Annotated in this window: 2 protein-coding genes (1 of these 2 running past the window's edge); both read left to right on the plus strand. The window is 62.2% G+C overall.

Features of this window, described 5'->3' with window-relative positions:
- Positions 1 to 20,057, plus strand: the 3' portion of a protein-coding gene (locus Q0D44_RS01860; protein ID WP_294131524.1) for a putative Ig domain-containing protein. 17,131 nt of this gene lie to the left of the window's left edge; 20,057 of the gene's 37,188 nt are visible here — the last part of the coding sequence; its start codon lies off the left edge, out of view; the stop codon is at positions 20,055 to 20,057.
- Positions 20,054 to 20,356, plus strand: coding sequence for a DUF3467 domain-containing protein (locus Q0D44_RS01865; protein ID WP_294131526.1), 303 nt, complete (start codon positions 20,054 to 20,056; stop codon positions 20,354 to 20,356). The genes Q0D44_RS01860 and Q0D44_RS01865 overlap by 4 nt, the downstream gene beginning before the upstream one ends.
- Positions 20,357 to 20,410 lie beyond the last annotated feature (54 nt).

Raw genomic sequence — 20,410 nt, forward strand, 5'->3', positions numbered from 1 at the left:
TGTTCCTGCGGCATGATGATGTGCCGACCTCCGCACTGTTCGACGCAACCTATACCGGGCCTCTGGCGCAGGAACTCACCGCGATCGTGCCGGATACGGAACCGGGCGTCTATTATGTGATGGTGCGCGGCTATAGCGGCCCGGACGAAGGCAGTACGGTACGGCTGATCGCCGATCTGATGCCGATGGTGATCACCAGCATAGACACCGATACCGGTGGCGACAGCCGCTATGTCACCACGACGATCAAGGGCGCGCGCTTCCACGAGAATGCGATCCTGAAGCTGTCCCGACCGGGCATTGCCGAGTTTGAGCCGGTCGCTTGGGAAGTGGTCGACAGCAGCACGATCATCGCGACGTTCGATTTTACCGACGCGCCGCATGGCCTATACGATCTGAAGGTTACCAATCCTGATGGTGCCGAAACGGTCGAACCCTATCGATTCCTGATCGAGCGTGGGATCGAGCCCGAAGTCACGATTGGCGTGGGTGGGCCGCGTGTCATACTGGCGGGCGATCAGGCGACCTATTCCATCGCGCTCCAGAATATTTCCAACCTCGATGCGCCCTACACCTTTTTCCAGGTCGGCGTGCCGGAACTCAATTACAACCAATATGTCTATGGCCTCAAATTCCTGGAATTCTTCACCAATGTGCGCGGTATTCCAGAGGGCGCAGAGGGTAGCGACAATGCCAATGTCCCCTTCATCAACCTGGAATCGATCACCAACACCAACGGGCAATTGCTGACATCGGGCTTCCTGTTCGATCAGCCCGCTGACGGCTTTGGCGGCTTTACCGTCAACATCCGTACCTATCCTGGCCTTAAGGAAATGGCGGATCGGGCCTTCAGCGCATTTCAGGACAGGATGAACAGCCTGTTCCCCGATCTCGCGCCGATCCTGGACGGTGGCGAAGGTGGCCTTGGCGACTGGTGGGAAGCGGTCAAGGACAAGGTGAGCGAGATCATGCCTGCCGCGCGCAGCACGCTCGATCAGCTCGATTTCGTCGGCCTGTATCAGCAGAATAGCGCCGTTCCCAGCAAGGATGAAATCCCGTTCATCCCGTTCCGCTTCCATATCGTCGCGGCGGCGACCACGATGACGCGGGCCGAATTTGTCGACTTCCAGTCGAAGCAGGCGCGCGACCTGCGCACCGCGATCCTTGAGGCGAACGATGCGCCAGCACCTTTGCTGGCGCTGGCGGCCGATGAAGGGCAGTGGACCGACCTCTATCTCGCCGCGCTGGAGCAGGCCGGTCTGCTGCGCGACGAGCAGGACGTTCCGCCCATTCGGACGAAACAGCATATCGTCAGCATGATGACCACGCTGGCATCGGGCATATTGTTCGGCCCCGGCGGCTCTGCGGTTCGCTCCACGGGCGATCTGCTCGCCTTCTTCGATCAAATCCGCGCCTATTACGGGCATCAGGACGGGCTGATGGCCGCGATCGAATATATGGACCCGCGCCATAGCGACAAATATGATGGCGAGATACCGGTTCCCGCGCTCCCGGTGCGGGCGGACTATGATTTGGGTCTGTCCACGCCCACCCATTTCGAAGCATTCCGTATTTTCGTGCCATGGGTGCCGTTCGACCAGCGCGGTGCGGGGTTGCCCGCCGATTTCCAGATTAACGGGCCGGAGCCGGTGGACGGACAGGAATTTGCCCAGCTGGATTTCTCGCGCTTCTTTGCCAGCGAGGGTCAGGTCAACCGGCTGGCATCGATCACAGGTCCGCAGACGCTCGACACGCAGGGCTGGCTGCCGGGCGCGGCGGAGCTGCCCTATACCGTCAGCTTCGAAAATGCGGCGGGTTCGGCGCGCTACACGAACGAAATCCAGGTCGTGACCACGCTCGACCCCGATCTCGATCCGCGCAGCTTCCGCCTCGGCGATATCAAGATCGGCGATATCAATATCGACGTGCCGGATGGCCGTACCAGTTTCGACGCCGAGATCGACTTTACTGCGACCCGCGGGTTCATCCTGCGGGTGAGCGCGGTGCTGGACCTGTTCCAGCAACCAGCGAGCGCCAGCTGGCTCATCCAGGCGATCGACCCGCTGACAGGCGAAGTCCTGCAGGACGCGACCCGCGGTCTGCTGGCCCCCAATGATGCCAGCGGTAAGGGCGCGGGCTTTGTCAGCTACACCATTGTTCCTGCGGATGATGTGGCGACCGGCGAGCGCATTTCCGCGTCCGCACGGGTGCTGATGGATGGCTTCGCGCCCGAAGACACCATTGTCCTGAGCCAAATGATCGACGCCGCCGCGCCGACCAGCACACTCACCGCCAAAAGAGTGGGGACGACAGCGAATTTCGAGGTCAACTGGCGTGTTCTGGATGACGTCGGGGGTTCCGGCGTCAAGCATGTGACGCTTTATGCCGCTGAAAACGGTGGCGATTTCAAAATCTGGCAGCGGATGTTGCCCGATGTCAGCGGTGTGCTCGTCTTTGAGGGCGAGGCCGGCAAAAGTTATGAATTTCTGGCACTGGCGACCGATATTGCGGGCAATCGCGAAGTGCCAAAGCCCGGCGTCAACGCCATTTCGGATGGGTCCAGCGTCAATCTGGGCGGTGTGCCCACTGTGCCCGACACGACGGCACCCAATTTCGGGCAGCCGCCCGCACCCACGCCGGAGCCTTCGACCAACGCGCTTTTCACGCAGGCCGAAGCACTGGTCCCCGCTGCGGCTCCGCTGAGTGCGCCGAGCGAATTTGATTCCGTCCTCAGTCCCTTCGTCGCGCGCGCCTTCGCCACCGGCATCACCCGCAGCACCAGCGAAATCGGCCCGATGGCCATTGTGGAGACGCCGGAGGCCGACTTCCTGGTCTCCGGCGGCACCAATCGTGGCACGATCTGGAAATTCAGCGGGCAGGGCGGCGCGGCGGCAACACCGTTTGCCGAGCTGGACACGGCCATTTTCAACATGGCGTTCGATGCGGACGGCGGGCTGTGGGCGACCACGGGCGGCGGGCCGCTGCTGAGGCTCGATCCCCAGACCGGGGCGGTTCTCGATCGGTTCGGCGATGGCGTCACCATCGCGCTGGCGGTGCATCCCACCACCGGCAAAATCTATGTGTCGACGAACAGCGGTGTTTCGATCTTCAACCCCGACGATGGCAGCTTCACCCAGTGGAGCAGGGACGAAAATCTGCGCGTCGGCAGTCTGGCTTTCGACAATGATGGTGCATTGTGGGCGGTGACATGGCCGGACCGCAAGCAAGTGGTGCGTTTCACGGATCGCGCGCGTGCGGAAACCATGCTGACCTTCGACGCGCCCGCGGATTCGCTGGCTTTTGGTCAGGCAGGGACGCGGCTCGACGGACTGCTGTTCGTCACGCACACCGCCGGAACGGTCGACGATGCGGGTCTTGCGGAACCGGGCGGCGCGCTGACCATGGTGGATACCGCGACTTTGCGGCGGATCGACGTGGCCAAGGGAGGGTCGCGCGGCGATGTCGTCATCACGACCAGCGATGGCCGTGTGCTGGTCAGCCAGAGCAACCAGGTCGACATCATCGCGCCTGCAACCGCGCCCGTCGTCGTCGCCACAAATCCGTCTCCCGGTGCGCAGATCGCGCTGCCGCAGGCCTTCCTGTCGGTCACATTCGATCAGGACATGTTCGCCGGAGCGGCCAGTCAGGCCGGATCGGTGACCAATGCCGAATATTATACGCTCAATCACGCCACGCTGGGCGCGCAGCAAATCCGCGCCGTCACCTATGATGCGGCCAGCCGGACCGCCTATCTCAACGTCGGCAATATCCCGGCAGGCGATTATACGCTGACCATTGGCGCACCGCTGACATCGGCGAACGGCCAGCGCATGGGCGTCAATTATCAGACCGGATTTGCGGCGTTCGAGGATATCTCGACCCTTGTCGATATATTGTTCGAGGATACCCGGCTGGACCGTGAGACGGGCACCATCTCCTACAAGGTGACGATTACCAACAAGACTGACGGGCCGATCACCCTGCCTGCGTTGCTGACGATCGACCCGCTGGGTGGTTTTCCCGGCGTTCCTCTGGGCGCGACCGGCCAGACCGACGACGGACGCTTCCTGATCGACCTGTCCGGCGCGTTGCCGCCCGATGGCATATTGGAGGCAGGCGAAAGCACGTCCGGCCGCACGGTTTCGATCACGACGTCGGCCAATCGCCGGCTTGATTTCGTGACCGGCATCGTTGCGAATGCCGTTCCCAACACCGCACCGTCCTTCGTCAGTGTGCCGCCGCAATCGGCGACCGTCGGGACGCCGCTCAGCTATCAAGTCGTGGCGAACGATGCCGAAGGGCAGGCGGTGTCCTTCGGATTGCTCACTGCGCCTGCGGGCATGACGATCGACGCTACGACCGGCCTGCTGCAATGGACGCCGCCCGCCGGTACGGCATCAATCACCCCGGTGGTGATAGAGGCGTTCGATGCACGCGGTGCCGTCTCGCTCCAGCGTTTCGTGCTGGCGATCGCCGGGGGCAATCGCGCGCCGGAATTCACATCATCCCTCTCCGCCGTGTCGAGCGGGGAAGGGCAGTTGTTCGAATTCGAGCTGGTCGCGGTCGATCCTGAATCGCAGCCGCTGACCTATTGGGCGGACGGGCTGCCCGCCGGGGCGACATTCGATCCGGCGACGCGGGCCTTTTCCTGGTTGCCGGGCTATGAATCGGCGGGGACATATGATGTCCGCTTCTTCGTCACCGATGGCTTGTCCCGTGATGAGGTGGTGGTCACCCTGTTCGTTGCCGAACGAAACGAGCCGCCCCAGGTGGTGCCTGTTGCCGACAGGATTGCGCGCGAAGGCGATCTCGTCAATTTTCGGATCAATGCCAGCTCGCGCAGCGATCGCGAACTGTCCTATGGCGCGGAAACCCTGCCCTTTGGCGCGACGCTGAACCCGACGACCGGCGAATTTACCTGGACGCCCAACTATATCCAGAACGGTGTCTATGACATCGCCTTCTTCGTCACCGATGGCGAAACGCTGGTGCGGTTCGTCACCAAGATTACCGTCGGCAATGCCAATGCCGCACCAGTGTTCGACCAGCTTGAGGGGTGGCAGATACTCGAAGGCCAGCAGCTTGCCTTCAACGTATTCGCCTTTGACCCCGACAACCCCTATTATACGCCCGCTCTGCGCAACGGCGAAAACGGGGAGGCGGTTGAAACCAGCGAGACGTCGCGGAGCGTAACCGTCCAGTTGATCGGCGACATCCCGCCCGGCGCGACATTCGACCCGGACACCTATGATTTCACCTGGACGCCGACCAATGCCCAGGCTGGCGACCATGTCGTGCGGTTCCGTGCGACCGATAACGGTGATGGGACGGGCGTTCCGCTGACGACGGACATCATCGTTCCGATCAGCGTGTTCAACCAGAACCGCCGGCCGGTGGTCAGCCCGATCGAAAATGCGACGGTTGCCAAAGATGCGGTCCTGGAAATTCCCGTCAGCGCGAGCGACGCGGACGGCAATCCGCTGGTCCTGGCCCTGCGCAACGAAAGCCCGTTCCGTCCGCTGCCCAATTTCATCACCTTCGTCGATAATGGCGACGGGACCGGCAAGATCCGCGTCGCGCCCGGCGCCAATGCGCGCGGGGACCATGTCGTCATCGTCACCGCTACCGATGACGGGGACGGATCGGGTGAGCCGCTGGGCGGCGGCTATGCCTTCACCATCAAGGTGACCAGCCCGAACGAGGCACCGGAAATCGGCTATATCGGCGATGTCGTGGCGGTGATCGGGGAGGCCATGAAGGTGGTCGTCAATGTCGCCGACATGGACCAGGACGCGCTGACCTATGCGGTTGCCGGGCTGCCCGGAGCCACGATCACGCCCACCAGCATTTACGGCAAGGCGCTGATCGAATGGACGCCGACACTGGCGCAGGCCGGCAACCATGACGCTCTGGTGACGGTAACGGATTCCGGCAGCGGCGTCGTCACGCCCGTGAGCGACACCGCATCGTTCAAGGTGGTGGTGCGCGCCACAAATGCCGCCCCGCAACTGGCCCCGGTGGGCAATCATAGTATCACGGAAGGCGAAGCCCTGGCGTTCACACTGTCCGGGGCTGACGCGGACAATGACCGGCTGACCTTCACGATGAGCGGCGCGCCGGAGACGGCCTCGCTCGATCCTGTGACCGGTGCATTTGTCTGGACACCGCCGCTCAATTCCAGCGGCGAATATAGCGTCACCTTCTCCGTCAGCGACGGCCATTCCAGCAGCAGCGAAACGATCACACTGACCGTCGCCAATGCCAATCAGGCACCGGTGTTCGTGCCGATGGGCCTGCAACTGGCGCGGGAGGGCGCGCCGATGGTGTTCCGCATCATCGCGGGCGATCCCGACGCCGACCCCGTCATCTATCAGGCTCCCAACGGCTTGCCCGAAGGGATGTTGTTCATCCCTGCGCGCGGCGAGATCCAATGGACGCCTGGCTATGCGCAGGCCGGAGATCATATCCTGCGCTTTACCGCGACCGACCCGCTGGGCGCGGTGGATAGCATCGACGTCATGGTCCGGGTGGCCAACGTCAATCGTCTGCCGGTGCTCGATGAGGGCTATCACGCCTTCCTGATTGGCGAGGAAAAGCGTTTCACCGTCCGGGCAAGCGACCCCGACAGCGAGGATGTCCTGACATTCTCCGCCGAGGATTTGCCCGAAGGGGCGAGCTTCGACGCTGTTACCGGCGAATTTGTCTGGACCCCTGGTCCCGGTCAGGCGGGCGATTATGCCGTCACCCTGATTGCCGATGACGGACGGGCAAAGGTACGCCAGACGATATTGCTGCGCGCGACGATCGATCCCGTGCCGCCAGTCGTCCGCCTGGAGCTGACGCCCAGTTTCCCGGCGGCACCGGGGCAAAATGTGCTGATCCACGCCGTGGCCGACAGCCTGGCGGACATCACATCCCTGCGCGTTCTGCTCGACGGCCAGGAGGTGCTGCTTGATGCGAACGGGCGGGCAACGGTGGTGGCCGGTTCGCCAGGCAAATATAGCTTCACCGTCACTGCGCGCGACGCAGACGGTGGCGAAAAGACGATTACGCAAATCCTTAAAGTGCGCGACCCGCTGGACAAGAACGCGCCGAGCGTGCTGTTCGACGGAGCCATCGACGACGCTATCGTCACTTCGACCCTGGCGATCACCGGGACCATCGACGACAGCAATCTCGACGGCTGGACGCTGCAATTGATCGACGGGCAGGGTGATGTCACCCTGCTGGGTGAAGGCGGTGCCAACCTTGCTGGTACGCTCGCGACGCTGGACGGGCGCAGCCTGGCTGACGGATTCTACCGCCTGCGGCTGACCGCCACCGACATTTCCGGCCGGACCAGCGTGGACAGCGCCACGATCGAACTGCGCACGGGCGCGGACAAGACGTCCCGCTATACCACGCAGCATGTCGATATCTCGACCGTGCTGGGCGGCGTGCCGTTCGATCTGGTCCGGGCCTATGACAGCATCACGGGCAAATGGACGTTCCTTGGTCTTGACGCTGATATAGTCACCAGCGTCGGCAGCCAGCCCAACGCAGGCGGCGCGCTGCCCGCGTTCGAGATTGGCACGCGACTGTTCCTGACCTTGCCCACCGGAGAACGGGCGGGCTTCACCTTCAACCCCGTTGAGGAGGTCATCGGCGGGCAGACCTTCTACCGCCCCGCCTGGACGGCTGATGGCACACATGGCTGGCAGTTCAGCTCGATCGATGTCCAGCTTCGCAAGATTGGCGGCAAATTCTACGATGTGGATAGCGGCGCGGCCTATAATCCCGGTTCGCCAGTGTTCGGCGATCGTGACTATGCCTTGCGTGCGCCTGACGGCACGATCTACATTCTCGACAGCCAGCGCGGCACGGTCGAAATTCAAAAGGCTGAAGGCAAGCTGCTGATCGGCGACAGCGGCGTCACCGCGCTGGGCGGCGATGCGCTGCGCTTCCTGCATGATGCGCGCGGCAATGTTACCCAAGTCACCGATGCAACAGGCAAGGCAAGCATCTACAGCTGGGACGAGGACAACCAGCTGACTGCATTGCGCGATCTCGTGACCGGGGCGGGCGTCCGCTACGGCTATGTCGATGGTCGGCTGGCGCTTGAAGTGCCTTCATCGGGCGCAGGCAAACGGATCGTCTATAATGGCGACGGCACCGTGGTGACGGAGGCGATTGTCGCTGATCTGGCGACCCCGGCGACGTTCACCGGCCAGACGGTATCGGGCGATCTTGGCGCAGGCGGCGCGGAAAGTTTCGCGTTCACGCTGCGCGAAAGCGAGTTGGAGGGGCTTCCCAACACATTCGTTATCCTCAGGGTAGAGACCACGGGAACGGTAATGCCCCAGATCACAGGGCTGACCCCTCTGGCAAGCGCCCAGGCTGGCGGCAAGCTTGTGACGCTGTTCGCCCTGTCCACATCGGGACTGCACGAGTTGCGGATGTCTGGCAGTGGTGCCTATTCCTTCGAGATGCGCGCCGCGGGCGATATCAACGGCGATGCGAAGGTCGATGGGCTGGACAGTGCCGCCGTGGTCGCCGCTCTCGCCGGATCGGATGTCAGTGGCGATGGCGTGACGGACGCGATCGACAATCAGATCGTCGCTGCCAACTATGGTTTCCGGGCGAACCAGTCGCCGGTAATCGCCGCCACGATTCCGCTGGAAAAAACCCATGTCGACTTGCAGCGTTATGTCGATCTGACCAAGCTGGCGACCGACCCGGATGGCGATCGTCTCTATTTCCGTATCGTCGGTGCGACTGGTGGAGCGGCTGCCCTGGCCGCCGATGGGCGTGGCGTCCTGTTCACGCCGACCGCCGGCTATTCGGGCGCGGCGTCGATCCGCTTTTCGGCCGATGACGGCTTTGGCAGTTCGGCCGAAGGCGTCATCGACATCAACGTTTCCGATGCGGCCTTATTGTCCTTGAATTTCGCGCTGCGCCAGCCAGCCTTTGCGGCACCGGGCGAAAGTGGCGGCGTGGGCCTTGTCGGTCAGTTTGCCGATCAGGCCGATGTTTCGCTGCCCTATTCCTATGTGACGGCGAGCGTCGGCCATCCCGATATCGTCCGTTTGGGCACGGACGGGACATTATTGGCTCTGGCTCAGGGGTCGACCTATCTGAAGGTCTCACGCGGCAATATCGCGGCGGCGACGTCGCTGACGGTGGGCGAACCCGACAGCGTGCGTGAGTTGATGACGCAGATTTACGGGATCAACGCCTATCCCGACAGCGTGACCCTGCTGCCCAACGGCGGCTCACGCGCCATTATCACCAGCCTTGATCCGACGGAGGAAACCTTCGCCAACGGCGCGGCGGCAGGGACCGTCTATGTATCCGCCGACAGCGCGATCGTGACCGTCGATGAAAACGGCCTGATGCGCGGGGTCGGTGCCGGATCGACCTTTGTCACCGTGATCAACGGCTTCAGCGAGGATCGGGTGATGGTGTCCGTCACGCCGCCGGTCATTGGGGATGATGTTGCGGTCAATGGCGCTGCGGGTGCCATCGTGCAGAATGCCGATGGCGTCCAGATCGCCTTTGGGCCGGGCACGCTGAGCGGCAATGCCACGGTCACGATCGATACGCTGACGGAGGCAGAACTGCCCATCGTCATGCCCGCGACCGATGCGTTCCACTTCCTGAGCGCATTCGACCTTCAGGTCGATGGCGCGGAATTCAACGATACGGTCCAGATCGCGGTGCCGGTAACGGGCAATCCGGGGGATCAGGTCTGGTTCTTTGCCAGCGTCGATTTGCCGCTTGGACCGAATGGTGAGACTATTCCGGTCTGGACGGTCATCGATTCCGGGGTGATCGATGCCGACGGCATGGCACGAGCCAAGTCGCCGCCATTTCCTGGCCTGAGCAGGCGTGGCGCGGTCCTGGTCGCGGGTGCGGCCAAGCCGTTGCCGATCCTGCGGCTGAACGTCGGCTTCACGGCGCTCAATGCGCTGGTGTTCGCGCCTGCCATCGGCATTGCCGCCGTTGGCGGCCTGGCTGGCGCGACGGTCGCGCTTGGTCTGGCTGGCGCTGCCATCGGGTCGATCGCGCTGCCGCTGTTTGCGCAGCTCAAGGAAATCCAGATTTACGCCGATCTGGCGAAAGATCAGGACGCCGTCCGCCGGATCGACCTGTCGCCTGAATTTACGCAGGCGGAACTGAATGACGGCAAGACGATCCTTGCCAGCTTCCCGCCGCAGGCCTTCCAGTCCGACAAGGGACCGATTGTCTCCAGCGTCGCATCGCTGGTCGCCAATGACGGCAGCACGTCCGTCACGATCACAGGGCTTGACTTCATCGACGGTGAAGCCGGATCGATCAGCGCAAAGACCAGCAACGTCCGGGTCGTCCTGACCCACGGATCGAAGCGGGTTGTGATATCCGATGCAGTCATAACCGGCAGCATTGGCGGGACACAGCGACTAAGCTTCACGGCACCGCCCACCGTCCTGCTGGGGGCCAGCGATATCACGATCGTCCGCCCGGCTGTCGGATCGTTCGGGTCGGCGAGCGGTGAGCCCAATGATTTCACCGAACTGGTCGAAAGCGCGGTGGTCAAGATCGACAACAAGGCGGGATATGCCTTTGTCGGCGATGCGAAGGGCGTGCAGATCATCGATCGCAAACTCTCGTTCGAAACGACACAGGCTACGGACCAATTGATCGCCCGTATCGATCTTGGCGCGCCGGTCAGGGAAATCGTCGTGACCGGCGACCTGGGCGCAGCATTTGTGGCGACCGAAAAGGGTATTGCCGTCATCGATACGCTGACGCTGCGCCAATATGATCTCAACCCCAATAGCGACAATGATTTCATCAAGGTCGAGGGCGGGGTGGTCACGGCGCTCGCGGTCGATACGGAGAATGGCTATCTCTACGCAGCCGGGCTGGGCAAGGTCTATGTCATCAACATTGATCCGGGCCGGGACAATTATCTGAAGGTCATCGCCGACCCGCAACATACGCTGAATATGGAAATCACCAGCAAGGGCGAACAGTTCGGCCATATCACGAGCATGGCACTGAATGCCGATGGCACCCGCCTCTATGTGGGCCTGCCGGTATCCGAAATGTTCGGTCAGCGCCCCTGGATCAACAATCAGAACAGCGATGCCGGCCTGATCATGGTCGTCAACGTCGATGAGGAACAGCGCCCGGCCGAGGATCAGGCCAATATCCACGGATGGCGAACTGTTGTGGACAAGGTCGCGGCAGGTATCGAGGTGTTCGATATCCAGCCGACCGTCGATCCCAACAAAATGGTATTCGTTGCGCGCGGGGACCGCAATCGCGGTGCCAAGTTGCTGGAGCGCACGCCTGCCGGAACGCACATCGTTACCCAGGTCGCGACCCTGACCATGGGTCAGGAAATCGGCGTGTTCGAACAACCGTTCACCATCGCCGGGCTGGTCATCAGCGTCGACAAGAAGCGCAGCACCGATGAAGGCCGCTTTTCGATCGGCCGGGTGCCGGATCTCAACGTCCATAATGCGTCGGGCATCGCAGTCACGCCGGACTTGGAATATATGTTTGTCGCTGATTGGGGTTTGCCGACCCTCTATTGGTATCGCGACCTCGATTACTCTCAGCTGGTCGATGAATTTTACCGGGTCGGTTCAAAAATTCTCGTCATCCAGGATCCCTTCGGGCCGAACCGTCGGCTCGTCGGGGCGACGACGCCGGTTCCGTTCGCGTTCCTGGAGGAATTGCGTGTCGATAGCTCCGGCACCAAGCTTTACGCGAATTACCGGGGTGCCGGTAACATCGTCATCATGGACATCAACAAGGTCCGCGACATCGCCAAGCGCAGCGATTTCGACAAGCTGCTCGTCGAGTTTCAGGACAAGGCGATCGATAACCCCAACTATCCCTTCGATATCTATAATGAATCCACCGGCCAGGGTGCCGTTGACGTCACCCGGCATGGGCGCGGACTGGCGCTCAATGCGATCCAGGCGCTCAATCTGCTCACCCCGACGACCGAACTGGACCTTCATGGCGACAACCCGCCGCCGCTGACCTTCAAGTGGGAATTCGATCCGACGCTCATTCCGGCTGGATCGGTTATGAAAACCAGCTTCTATCTCAGCACCCTCGCGCCCGGCGACGGGTTGTGGCCGGACGATCCGATCCGCGAGAGAGGTTTGCTGCAACAGCCCGACTGGCAGGGTTCCGACAAGCATCCCAGCCGCATTTTTACCAAGGTGAATCTGGAAGCGGGCAAATGGCGGGTTCTGGCGAGCGGCGAAGTGGTGTCGGATGGGGCGCTGCCTCCGGGCAAATTTGAACTGACCTTCGATCCTGAATTTGCGCGGGTTCTGACCGGTGGGCAGACCTATTTCTGGGGCGTCCGTTCAACCGAATTTGGCATTCGCGATTTCCGGCAATTTACCGTTCTGCCCGACAAGGTGCCGGCCGGCACGTTCAACGGCGTGACCGTACTGACCCATGGTTTCCAGCTGGACGGCATCTGGACCGACAATGATTCCTTCCACCAGCCTGCGGCTTTCCAGGAAATGGGAGAGATGATCTCGCGTCTGGGCGGGGGCGGCATCGTCCTGCTCTATGATAAGAACAAGGGCACCTGGGTGGACATGAGCAACCCGACAAGGGTTGTCACTGGTGATATGCTGGCAGCCTATGCCGGCAAGCCTGTCGTGCTGATTTCGGACTGGGTCCGTGAATCCGCCCATGCCGAAGCGGGTTTCTCCGAAGCTGCCGCCGACGCTCTGTTTGCCGCGCTCATGGATCTGGACGCGGAATCGAGCAATACGCTGCTCAGCTCGCCTCTGCATTTCATCGGCCATTCACGCGGAACGGTGGTCAATAGCGAGATCATTCAGCGCCTTGGCTATTATGGCCGGGTCACCAGCGGCATCCACATGACGACGCTGGACCCGCATGATTTCGTCCAGGATTCGCTGGATATTCCGGTCAATACCCTGCTGAACATCGCGAAGGCCTATAGCAGTTTCAAATCGCTGGCGCTCGCCGTGCGTTCGGTCGCCACGGCTGTCGGCGCGGTCAGCACGGCGGTCGGCTCCGGCGGCCTTTCGCTGGTGGCGACGGGGGCGATCCTGGGCGGTGTCGGCAAGGGCATGGTCGAGGCGGCGGGCGCCGCCAAGATGGCGTTCCGCATTCAGAAATTCCAGGATCTGGCGCAGACGCTGGGCGTACAACTTGATCCGGTGAAGTTCGGCGATTTCCTCGATCCAGACGTCAAATTGTGGTCGAATATCAGCTTCAGCGACAATTATTATCAGGATGCCGCCTCGCAGACTTTCACGACGGCCACGCCCAACGGGCGCGATATTGGCCCGACGGATATTTCGCGGTATCTGGGCGGCGTCGTTCCGGGCGTATCCGGGTTCAATCTGGACGATTTTGCCGGATTGGGGGCAGGTGGCCCGCATAGTCGCGTGTGGCAATGGTATGCCGGCACGATCGACACCAACATGACCAAATTCCAGGGACTGGATATCTATCGGCGCATCACCGACGATGGCATCCGGCCCAAAGTGTTCGGCCTGCCGTCGCTCGACCAATGGAATATGGAGCCATGGTATTTTGTCGATCCGGGCAAGGTGACAAGCTCCAGCATGTCGGTGCGTATCGGTGCGGCGAGCCAGATGGTCACCGGCAACACGACCTCCACGACGCATTTCAACATCACCGACGGCGTGGGTACCGGCTGGTTCTATTCGGCCGCAGGCGGCGGGGCGGATTTCCGGCCGATCATCAGCGGCGGCGAGGTTGATGTCACCAAGGACAATAGCGAGGCACCCAATCCTGGGGGTTCAGCGGTCCAGAGCATCTTCAACGGCGATTTCGAACAGGGTACCCGCGAATCACTCAATGTTCATCTGGAGCGCATTGCAACCGGTGAACTGGCCGACGATGCCGGTCGCTTCCCGATTTCCTACGAAATTCCCGGCTTCGCATTTCATGGCGGGCAGGGGTTCAAGCTCGATCTGCTTGGCCTGCCCGATGCCGATGCCATCGGCAAAATCGATGTCGCCGCGCTGTTCATGGTCAACACCAATCCCCAGGCGCTGGTCAAGAAGGTGCTGGTCAAGATTTGGGAGGACTTTTTCGACAGCCAGGTCAGCCTGGCCAACCAGATCACCATCGGCAATTTCAAGCTGCCGACGCTGAACTTTGTTGAGGCGAAGCTGGCTGCAAAGGTGATCGGCTGGGCGGGCTTTGATGCCGGCAAAAAGATCGACATGGTCAACAAATATTTCAAAGCGACCAACAAGGTATTCAAGGCCGCTGGCATGGCGACAGAGGCGCTCAATGACGGCCTCAATACGCTGGTTGAAAGCACTGGCGTCACCATGTCACTGGGTGCCGATACGAAGGATGAGGCGGGCCTGAACCGCCTGAAGGCCTATGTCTCCAACGCGATCGAAAACGGCTTCGACAAGCTGTTCCCCAATCAGGACAATTATTCGCTGATCATGGGGGCCAGCGCCGCCCTTACCAAGATCATCGATTCCTTCCTGCCCGATGGCGACATCTGGGAAGCGATCAAGATGGAGACGCGACGCATCCTGCCGGGGCTGGATTCGATCACCCACAATTTCGTCTATGTACCGAAGGATCAGCCCTATCTGACCTTCAAGGTGTACAAGCCCTATATGTTGCAGCCCGGCGCGAAAATTCGCGTCCGTTTTGAAGGGGCCGGACTGCCAACAATCGATGCGCTGGTCGCCAATCAGGAGGCGGGCGCGCGGCAGGTCGATCTGGGCACCGGGATGTTCACGTCCAGTGAATTTTCGGTCATCGTTCCCGACGAATATAAGGGCCGCTCGGCGACGATCACGATCACCCATGAAAATATGGCGCCGACCGCGGAGGACAAGCAGGATCTGGAGGACGCGGCATTCATTGACGCGATCACCGACGCTGCCAAGGATCTGGGGACGGCGGTCAGCCAGATATATCTGCTCGACGATCTTCGCTTCACGACGGTTGCGGCGATGAATGGCGTCATGCCCGGTTCGCCGCAGGTCGCGGCCGAAGGTGTTGCAATCACCCCTACCGCTCCGGCTGTTACGCTGGAACAGCTTGCCAGCCTGGTCGACGATGCGCGGCTCGCCTGGATGGCTGCGGGGATCAGCGACGCTGACGCACAGAAATTGGCGGACCTGGAATTTGCCCTGACCGACCATCAGGATGCGGCGCTGGCGGTCCATTCGGGCAATGTCATCACGATCGATGCGGACGGTGCCGGGCGCGGCTGGTTTGTCGATATCACGCCAAACGGGGCAAGCGAGTTCCTGACGTCGGGCGGCCGGCTGATCGCCATCGACGGCAGCGCGGCGGCGGGGCGGTATGACCTGCTCACCGTGCTGATTCACGAAATGGGCCATGAGCTTGGCCTGCCGGGACTGCCGACCACGACCGTCGGCCGGGTGATGAATGAATCGCTGGGCCTGGGCGAGCGGCGCTTGCCGGGCCTGGCCGATCTGCCGGTTGTGCCGGTCGCAGCGCCGGTCGAAGGGGCGGTGCGCACTGTCACGCTCACCGGGACTGGCAATTCGGCGACCGCCGCCATCGCGCCGCTTGCCTTGCTGGCACCGCGAACCCCGGCAACCGCACCGTTCCAGAATGGCGATTTCGGTGCGGCTTCGGGCTGGTCGCCAGTCGGTGGGGGCGTGGTGTCCGGCGGCCTGGGTGTGCTGGCCGAGGACAGCCGCTTCCTGTCCTCGCTCAACCAGAAATTCGTCCTGCCCAATGGCGCGACGGAAATCAGCTTCCAGATTCGTTCTGCGGTTCTGGGTGCGAACAGCGCGCTGCCGCCCGATGCATTTGAAGTGGCGCTGCTCGATCCGGTTACCGGCCAGTCGCTGCTGGGCGATCTGGAAGGGCTGGACCTGTCCGACGCCCTGCTCAACCTGCAGGCCGACGGATCGCTCTACCTTGCCCCCGGCGTGACCGTGAGCGGCGATCCACTGACCGGCATCGCGACGGTGACTGTTTCGCTTGCGGGTATCGACCGCAGCAACGGCGCGTTGCTCTCCTTCGATCTCATCGCGATGGGCGATCTCGACAGCCGTGTGACCATCGACAATATCATGTTTGAGGCGGTAGCGAACAACCCGCCGGCAGCGGCCAATGACAGCGGCAGCGGGGATGAAGATCAGGACATCGTCATCGATCTTTTGGCCAATGACAATGACGCCGACGGCGATCTGCTGAATGTCGCGATCCTGAGCGGCCCGGCAAACGGGACGCTCATCCCACCGACCGTGACGGGTGGCGCATGGACCTACCGCCCGGATGCGAACTTTGCAGGCGCGGACAGCTTCACCTACAGCATCACCGATGGGCTGAGCGCGCCGGTGTCGGCCAGTGTCACCATCACCGTGAATGCGGTGAACGATCTGCCGGAACTAGCCGTGGTGCAGGATCGCAGCGCGGTACAGGGCAGCTTCGTCACACTCAATCTGCTGGGAAGTGACGCAGAGGATGTCGCATCGGGCCTGACCTATGCACTCGTTTCCGGCCCAGCCGGTGCCAGCGTCAACCCGTCGGGCCTGTTGAGCTGGACAGCGGGTCTGCCGGGCATCGAGAATTTCACCGTGCGCGTCACTGACAGCGACGGCGGAACAGCCGAACGCAGTTTTGCGATCACCGTCGTGGCGCCGGGCAACGAAGCACCTGTATTTGCCGCGCTGCCGGATCGGGATGTCAACGCGGGATCGCTGTTGACGCTCCAACTGGCTGCAAGCGATGACGATGATGCCGCGGCGGATCTGACTTATACGCTGATCGCTGGGCCAAGCGGCGCGACGCTATCGCCTACCGGCGAATTGCGATGGGTAGCGACGGGAAGCGGCTCCCGTCAGGTGACGATCCGCGTGACCGACCCCAAAGGCGCGTTCGACCAGCGGAGTTTCGCCCTGAATGTCGTGCCGGTCATCGGCAACACCGCACCGACGCTGCCTGCTCTTGGCGATGTCGCGGCTGAAAGCGGCAAGCTCCTGATCCTGCCGATCACGGCCAGCGACAATGAGGACGTCGCCGAAGCGCTGACCTATTCGCTGGTCAGCGGTCCCGATGGCGCGGCCATATCGGCCAGCGGCCTGTTCAGTTGGCAGGCGGGCAATCCCGGCTCCCAAACCGTGACAGTGCGCGTCACCGATACCGGCGGGCTGATTGCCGAGCGCAGCTTCGCGATCCTGGTCTCCAACCCGGCGCCTATATTCGCCCCGATCGCCGATCGCTCGGTATCGACTGGCGGCAATGTCGCGATCACGTTTTCCGCAACCGACAGCAACCATGGCGCAGCGCAACTCATCTATTCGCTGGTCAGCGGTCCGGCAGGCGCAAATGTGACGAGCGATGGCCAGTTCAGCTGGACAGCCGCCGGACTTGGCAGCCAGCCGGTCGTGGTTCGCGTGACCGATCCGCTGGGGGCATCGGCGGAGACGGGCTTCAACATCGAAGTCACGAACGTAGCGCCGGTGCTGGCCGATGTCGGCCCGGTCGCCGTGAATGAAGGCAGCGTGCTTTCGTTGCAGCTTGTCGCCAGCGATACCGAGGATGCGGCGGCGGACCTGACCTATACATTGATCGCTGGCCCAAGCGGCGCAACGCTGTCACCCACGGGCGAATTGCGATGGGCCGCGACCGGAACCGGCTCCCAGACCGTGACAGTGCGCGTCACGGATACCGGCGGGCTGATTGCCGAGCGCAGCTTTGCGATCCTGGTCTCCAACCCGGCGCCTACATTCGCGCCGATCGCCGATCGCTCGGTACAGACGGGCGGCAATGTTGCGATCACGCTTTCGGCGACCGACAGCAACCATAGCGCAGCGCAGCTCGTCTATTCGCTGCTCAGCGGTCCGGCAGGCGCAAATGTGACGAGCGATGGTCAGTTCAGCTGGACAGCCGCCGGACTTGGCAGCCAGCCAGTCGTGGTTCGCGTAACCGATCCGCTGGGAGCATTTGCAGAGACCGGCTTCAATATCGAGGTGACGAACATCGCTCCGGTGCTGGCGGCGGTTGGCCCGGTCAGTGTGAATGAAGGCAGCGCGCTGTCGTTGCAGCTTGTTGCAAGCGATGGCGATGATGCGGTTGGCGATCTGATATTCTCACTGATGTCAGGACCAGCGGGGGCAACGCTGACGAGCGGCGGAGTGTTGAACTGGCTGCCTGCCGATGGCGGCGCGGATGCGGTCTTTACCGTCCGCGTGACCGATCCCCATGGCGCGCTGGCCGAGCAGAGCTTCAATGTCGCGGTGGCCGATGTCGCACCGATCCTCAACGTATCGGGCCTGACCACGACACTGACCGGCAAGACCTATACCATCGCATTGGGTTCGAGCGATCCGGGCGACGACAGCCCGATCGAATGGGTCATTGACTGGGGTGATGGGACGGCACCCGCTTCGGTGGCAGGCAGCGCCAGCGTGGCCAGCCACATATATGCGGACGATGGCAATTTCCTGGTCAGCGCGCGCCTGCGCAATGACGATGGCAGCTTCCTGGCTTCGCCGATCAACCTGGTCGTCAATGATCCGCCCCTGCTGCGGTTGACGCAGGCGGGTTTTGCCGATGGCGGACTGGTCGTGCGCGTTTCCGAACCGCTTGATGGTCTGGCGGGCAGCAAGGCGGTGCAACTCACCGACAGTAGTGGCAATGCGGTTGCCCTTACCCTCGGCTTTGCGGCCGACGGGCTGGGCTTCACGCTCACCCGCGCCGATGGCAAACCGCTGCAATATGGCAGCTACGGGTTGGTCATCGCCGATGGCGCATTCATCAGCGCGGACGGATCGGTGCTGGACGGCAATAATGATGGCCTGATCGGCGGTGCCTATCAAACCAGCCTGACCTTCAGTCAGTCCATGGCTGGTAGCGCGCGCCTGCCGGACTTCATGCGCGGGCCGGGCGAGCATGTCGATGTTCCGCTCGCCGATGATGCCGGGCTGAAAGTCAGCTTCGCCAGCCAGGGCGGGGTCAAGACCATGACATTTACGGTCATGTATGATCCTGCACTGTTGCGCGTCGACGGCGTATTGCCGGGTGCCGATCTGCCTGCGGGCGCAAGCCTTGGCTTCGTGACGGAGGCTGCCGCTGGCGGCAAGCGTCTGGCCCGGATCAGCGTCAGCAGCGATACGCCGATCGCTGCGGGCGACCGCTGGATACTCAGTCTGGATGCGACCGTGCCGGACACGGCCCCTTATGGGTCGAGCGAAGTGCTGGAAGTCAAAGTCGTAGCGATTAACGCGGCAGCGCCATCGGCCACCCAGGATGATCAGGCGCTGCAACTGGTCGGCTATTATGGTGATACCAATGCCGATCGTCAGCAAACCATGGCCGACCTGTGGCTCGCAACGCGCGTGGCGCTTGATATCGACAAGGGCTTCGCGGCGTGGGGCGATGCGCCGCCTTCGCTGATCGCCGATATCCGCGACTATCGCCCGTTCGCCAACCCGCACCTGCCGGACATCGAATTCACCCCGGTAAAGCCTGCGCCGCTGTGGCGATCGCAGGTCGTGCCTCCGGCTGATTTCGGCCCGCTCACTTATGGCTTTTACGATGCGGTGGATCGCTGGGCGCAGGATATCCACGCAACGAATTCGGCCTGGTATGAAGAGGGTATGGACGGCAAGAAGCAGGACCAGCCTGACGACGGCACTACCGCCCCGACGACCGGGTCCGACACGCCGCCATCGCCGACAGCCGCTCCACCAGCGACGCCTGCCCCCGTTACGCCCGCGCCCACTGCGTCAGCACCCGGCGATGGACTTGTCACGTCAGCAAGTGTCGCGACCGCCGCGGCCGTGCCGCCGAAAATCAACATGGCTGCGCGACCTGCCGTTCAAGGCATGATGGCCGGAATGACGGAGGCCGATGATCAATGGTCGACATGGCTGTCGCGCTTCCTGCTCGACAATGGCGATGACCGTGAATGCACGACTGGTGGTGATTTCCTCCCCATTCTCATTCCCGGCCTCAATGGTCCGAGAGAAAAGACGGGCGACAAGCGCCGCAAGGCTGCCACGCCCGCTGGTGAAGGGCCTTCTGGCGAACTGGAGACAAGCACATGAATGAAAAGACCGCGACGCCCAAGGGACAGGCCGCGCCGCGCCAGCAGAAGCTTCGGTTCAACAGTGCCAATCTCAAGAGCAGCTATTGCAATATGTGCAACGCCACCAGCACCCGTGAAGAGGTGGTCCTGAATTTCGGTGTGAACCAGAATTGGGATCAGCCCAGCGCTACGCCCGCTGAACTGGAAGTGGATTTGCAGCACCGGATCATCCTCAGCCCCTTTGCCGCGAAACGGCTGAGTGAGGCGTTGTCGCAACTCGTGCGTGACTATGAAACGCGATACGGTAAGCTTGCCTGAGGGTGATGTCGGCCGACAGGGTGATGGCGATAGGGCTGGCCAATCGTTGGGGAA

Origin of the sequence: Sphingobium sp., assembly GCA_023266575.1 — a bacterium.
Classification (GTDB): Bacteria; Pseudomonadota; Alphaproteobacteria; order Sphingomonadales; family Sphingomonadaceae; genus Sphingobium.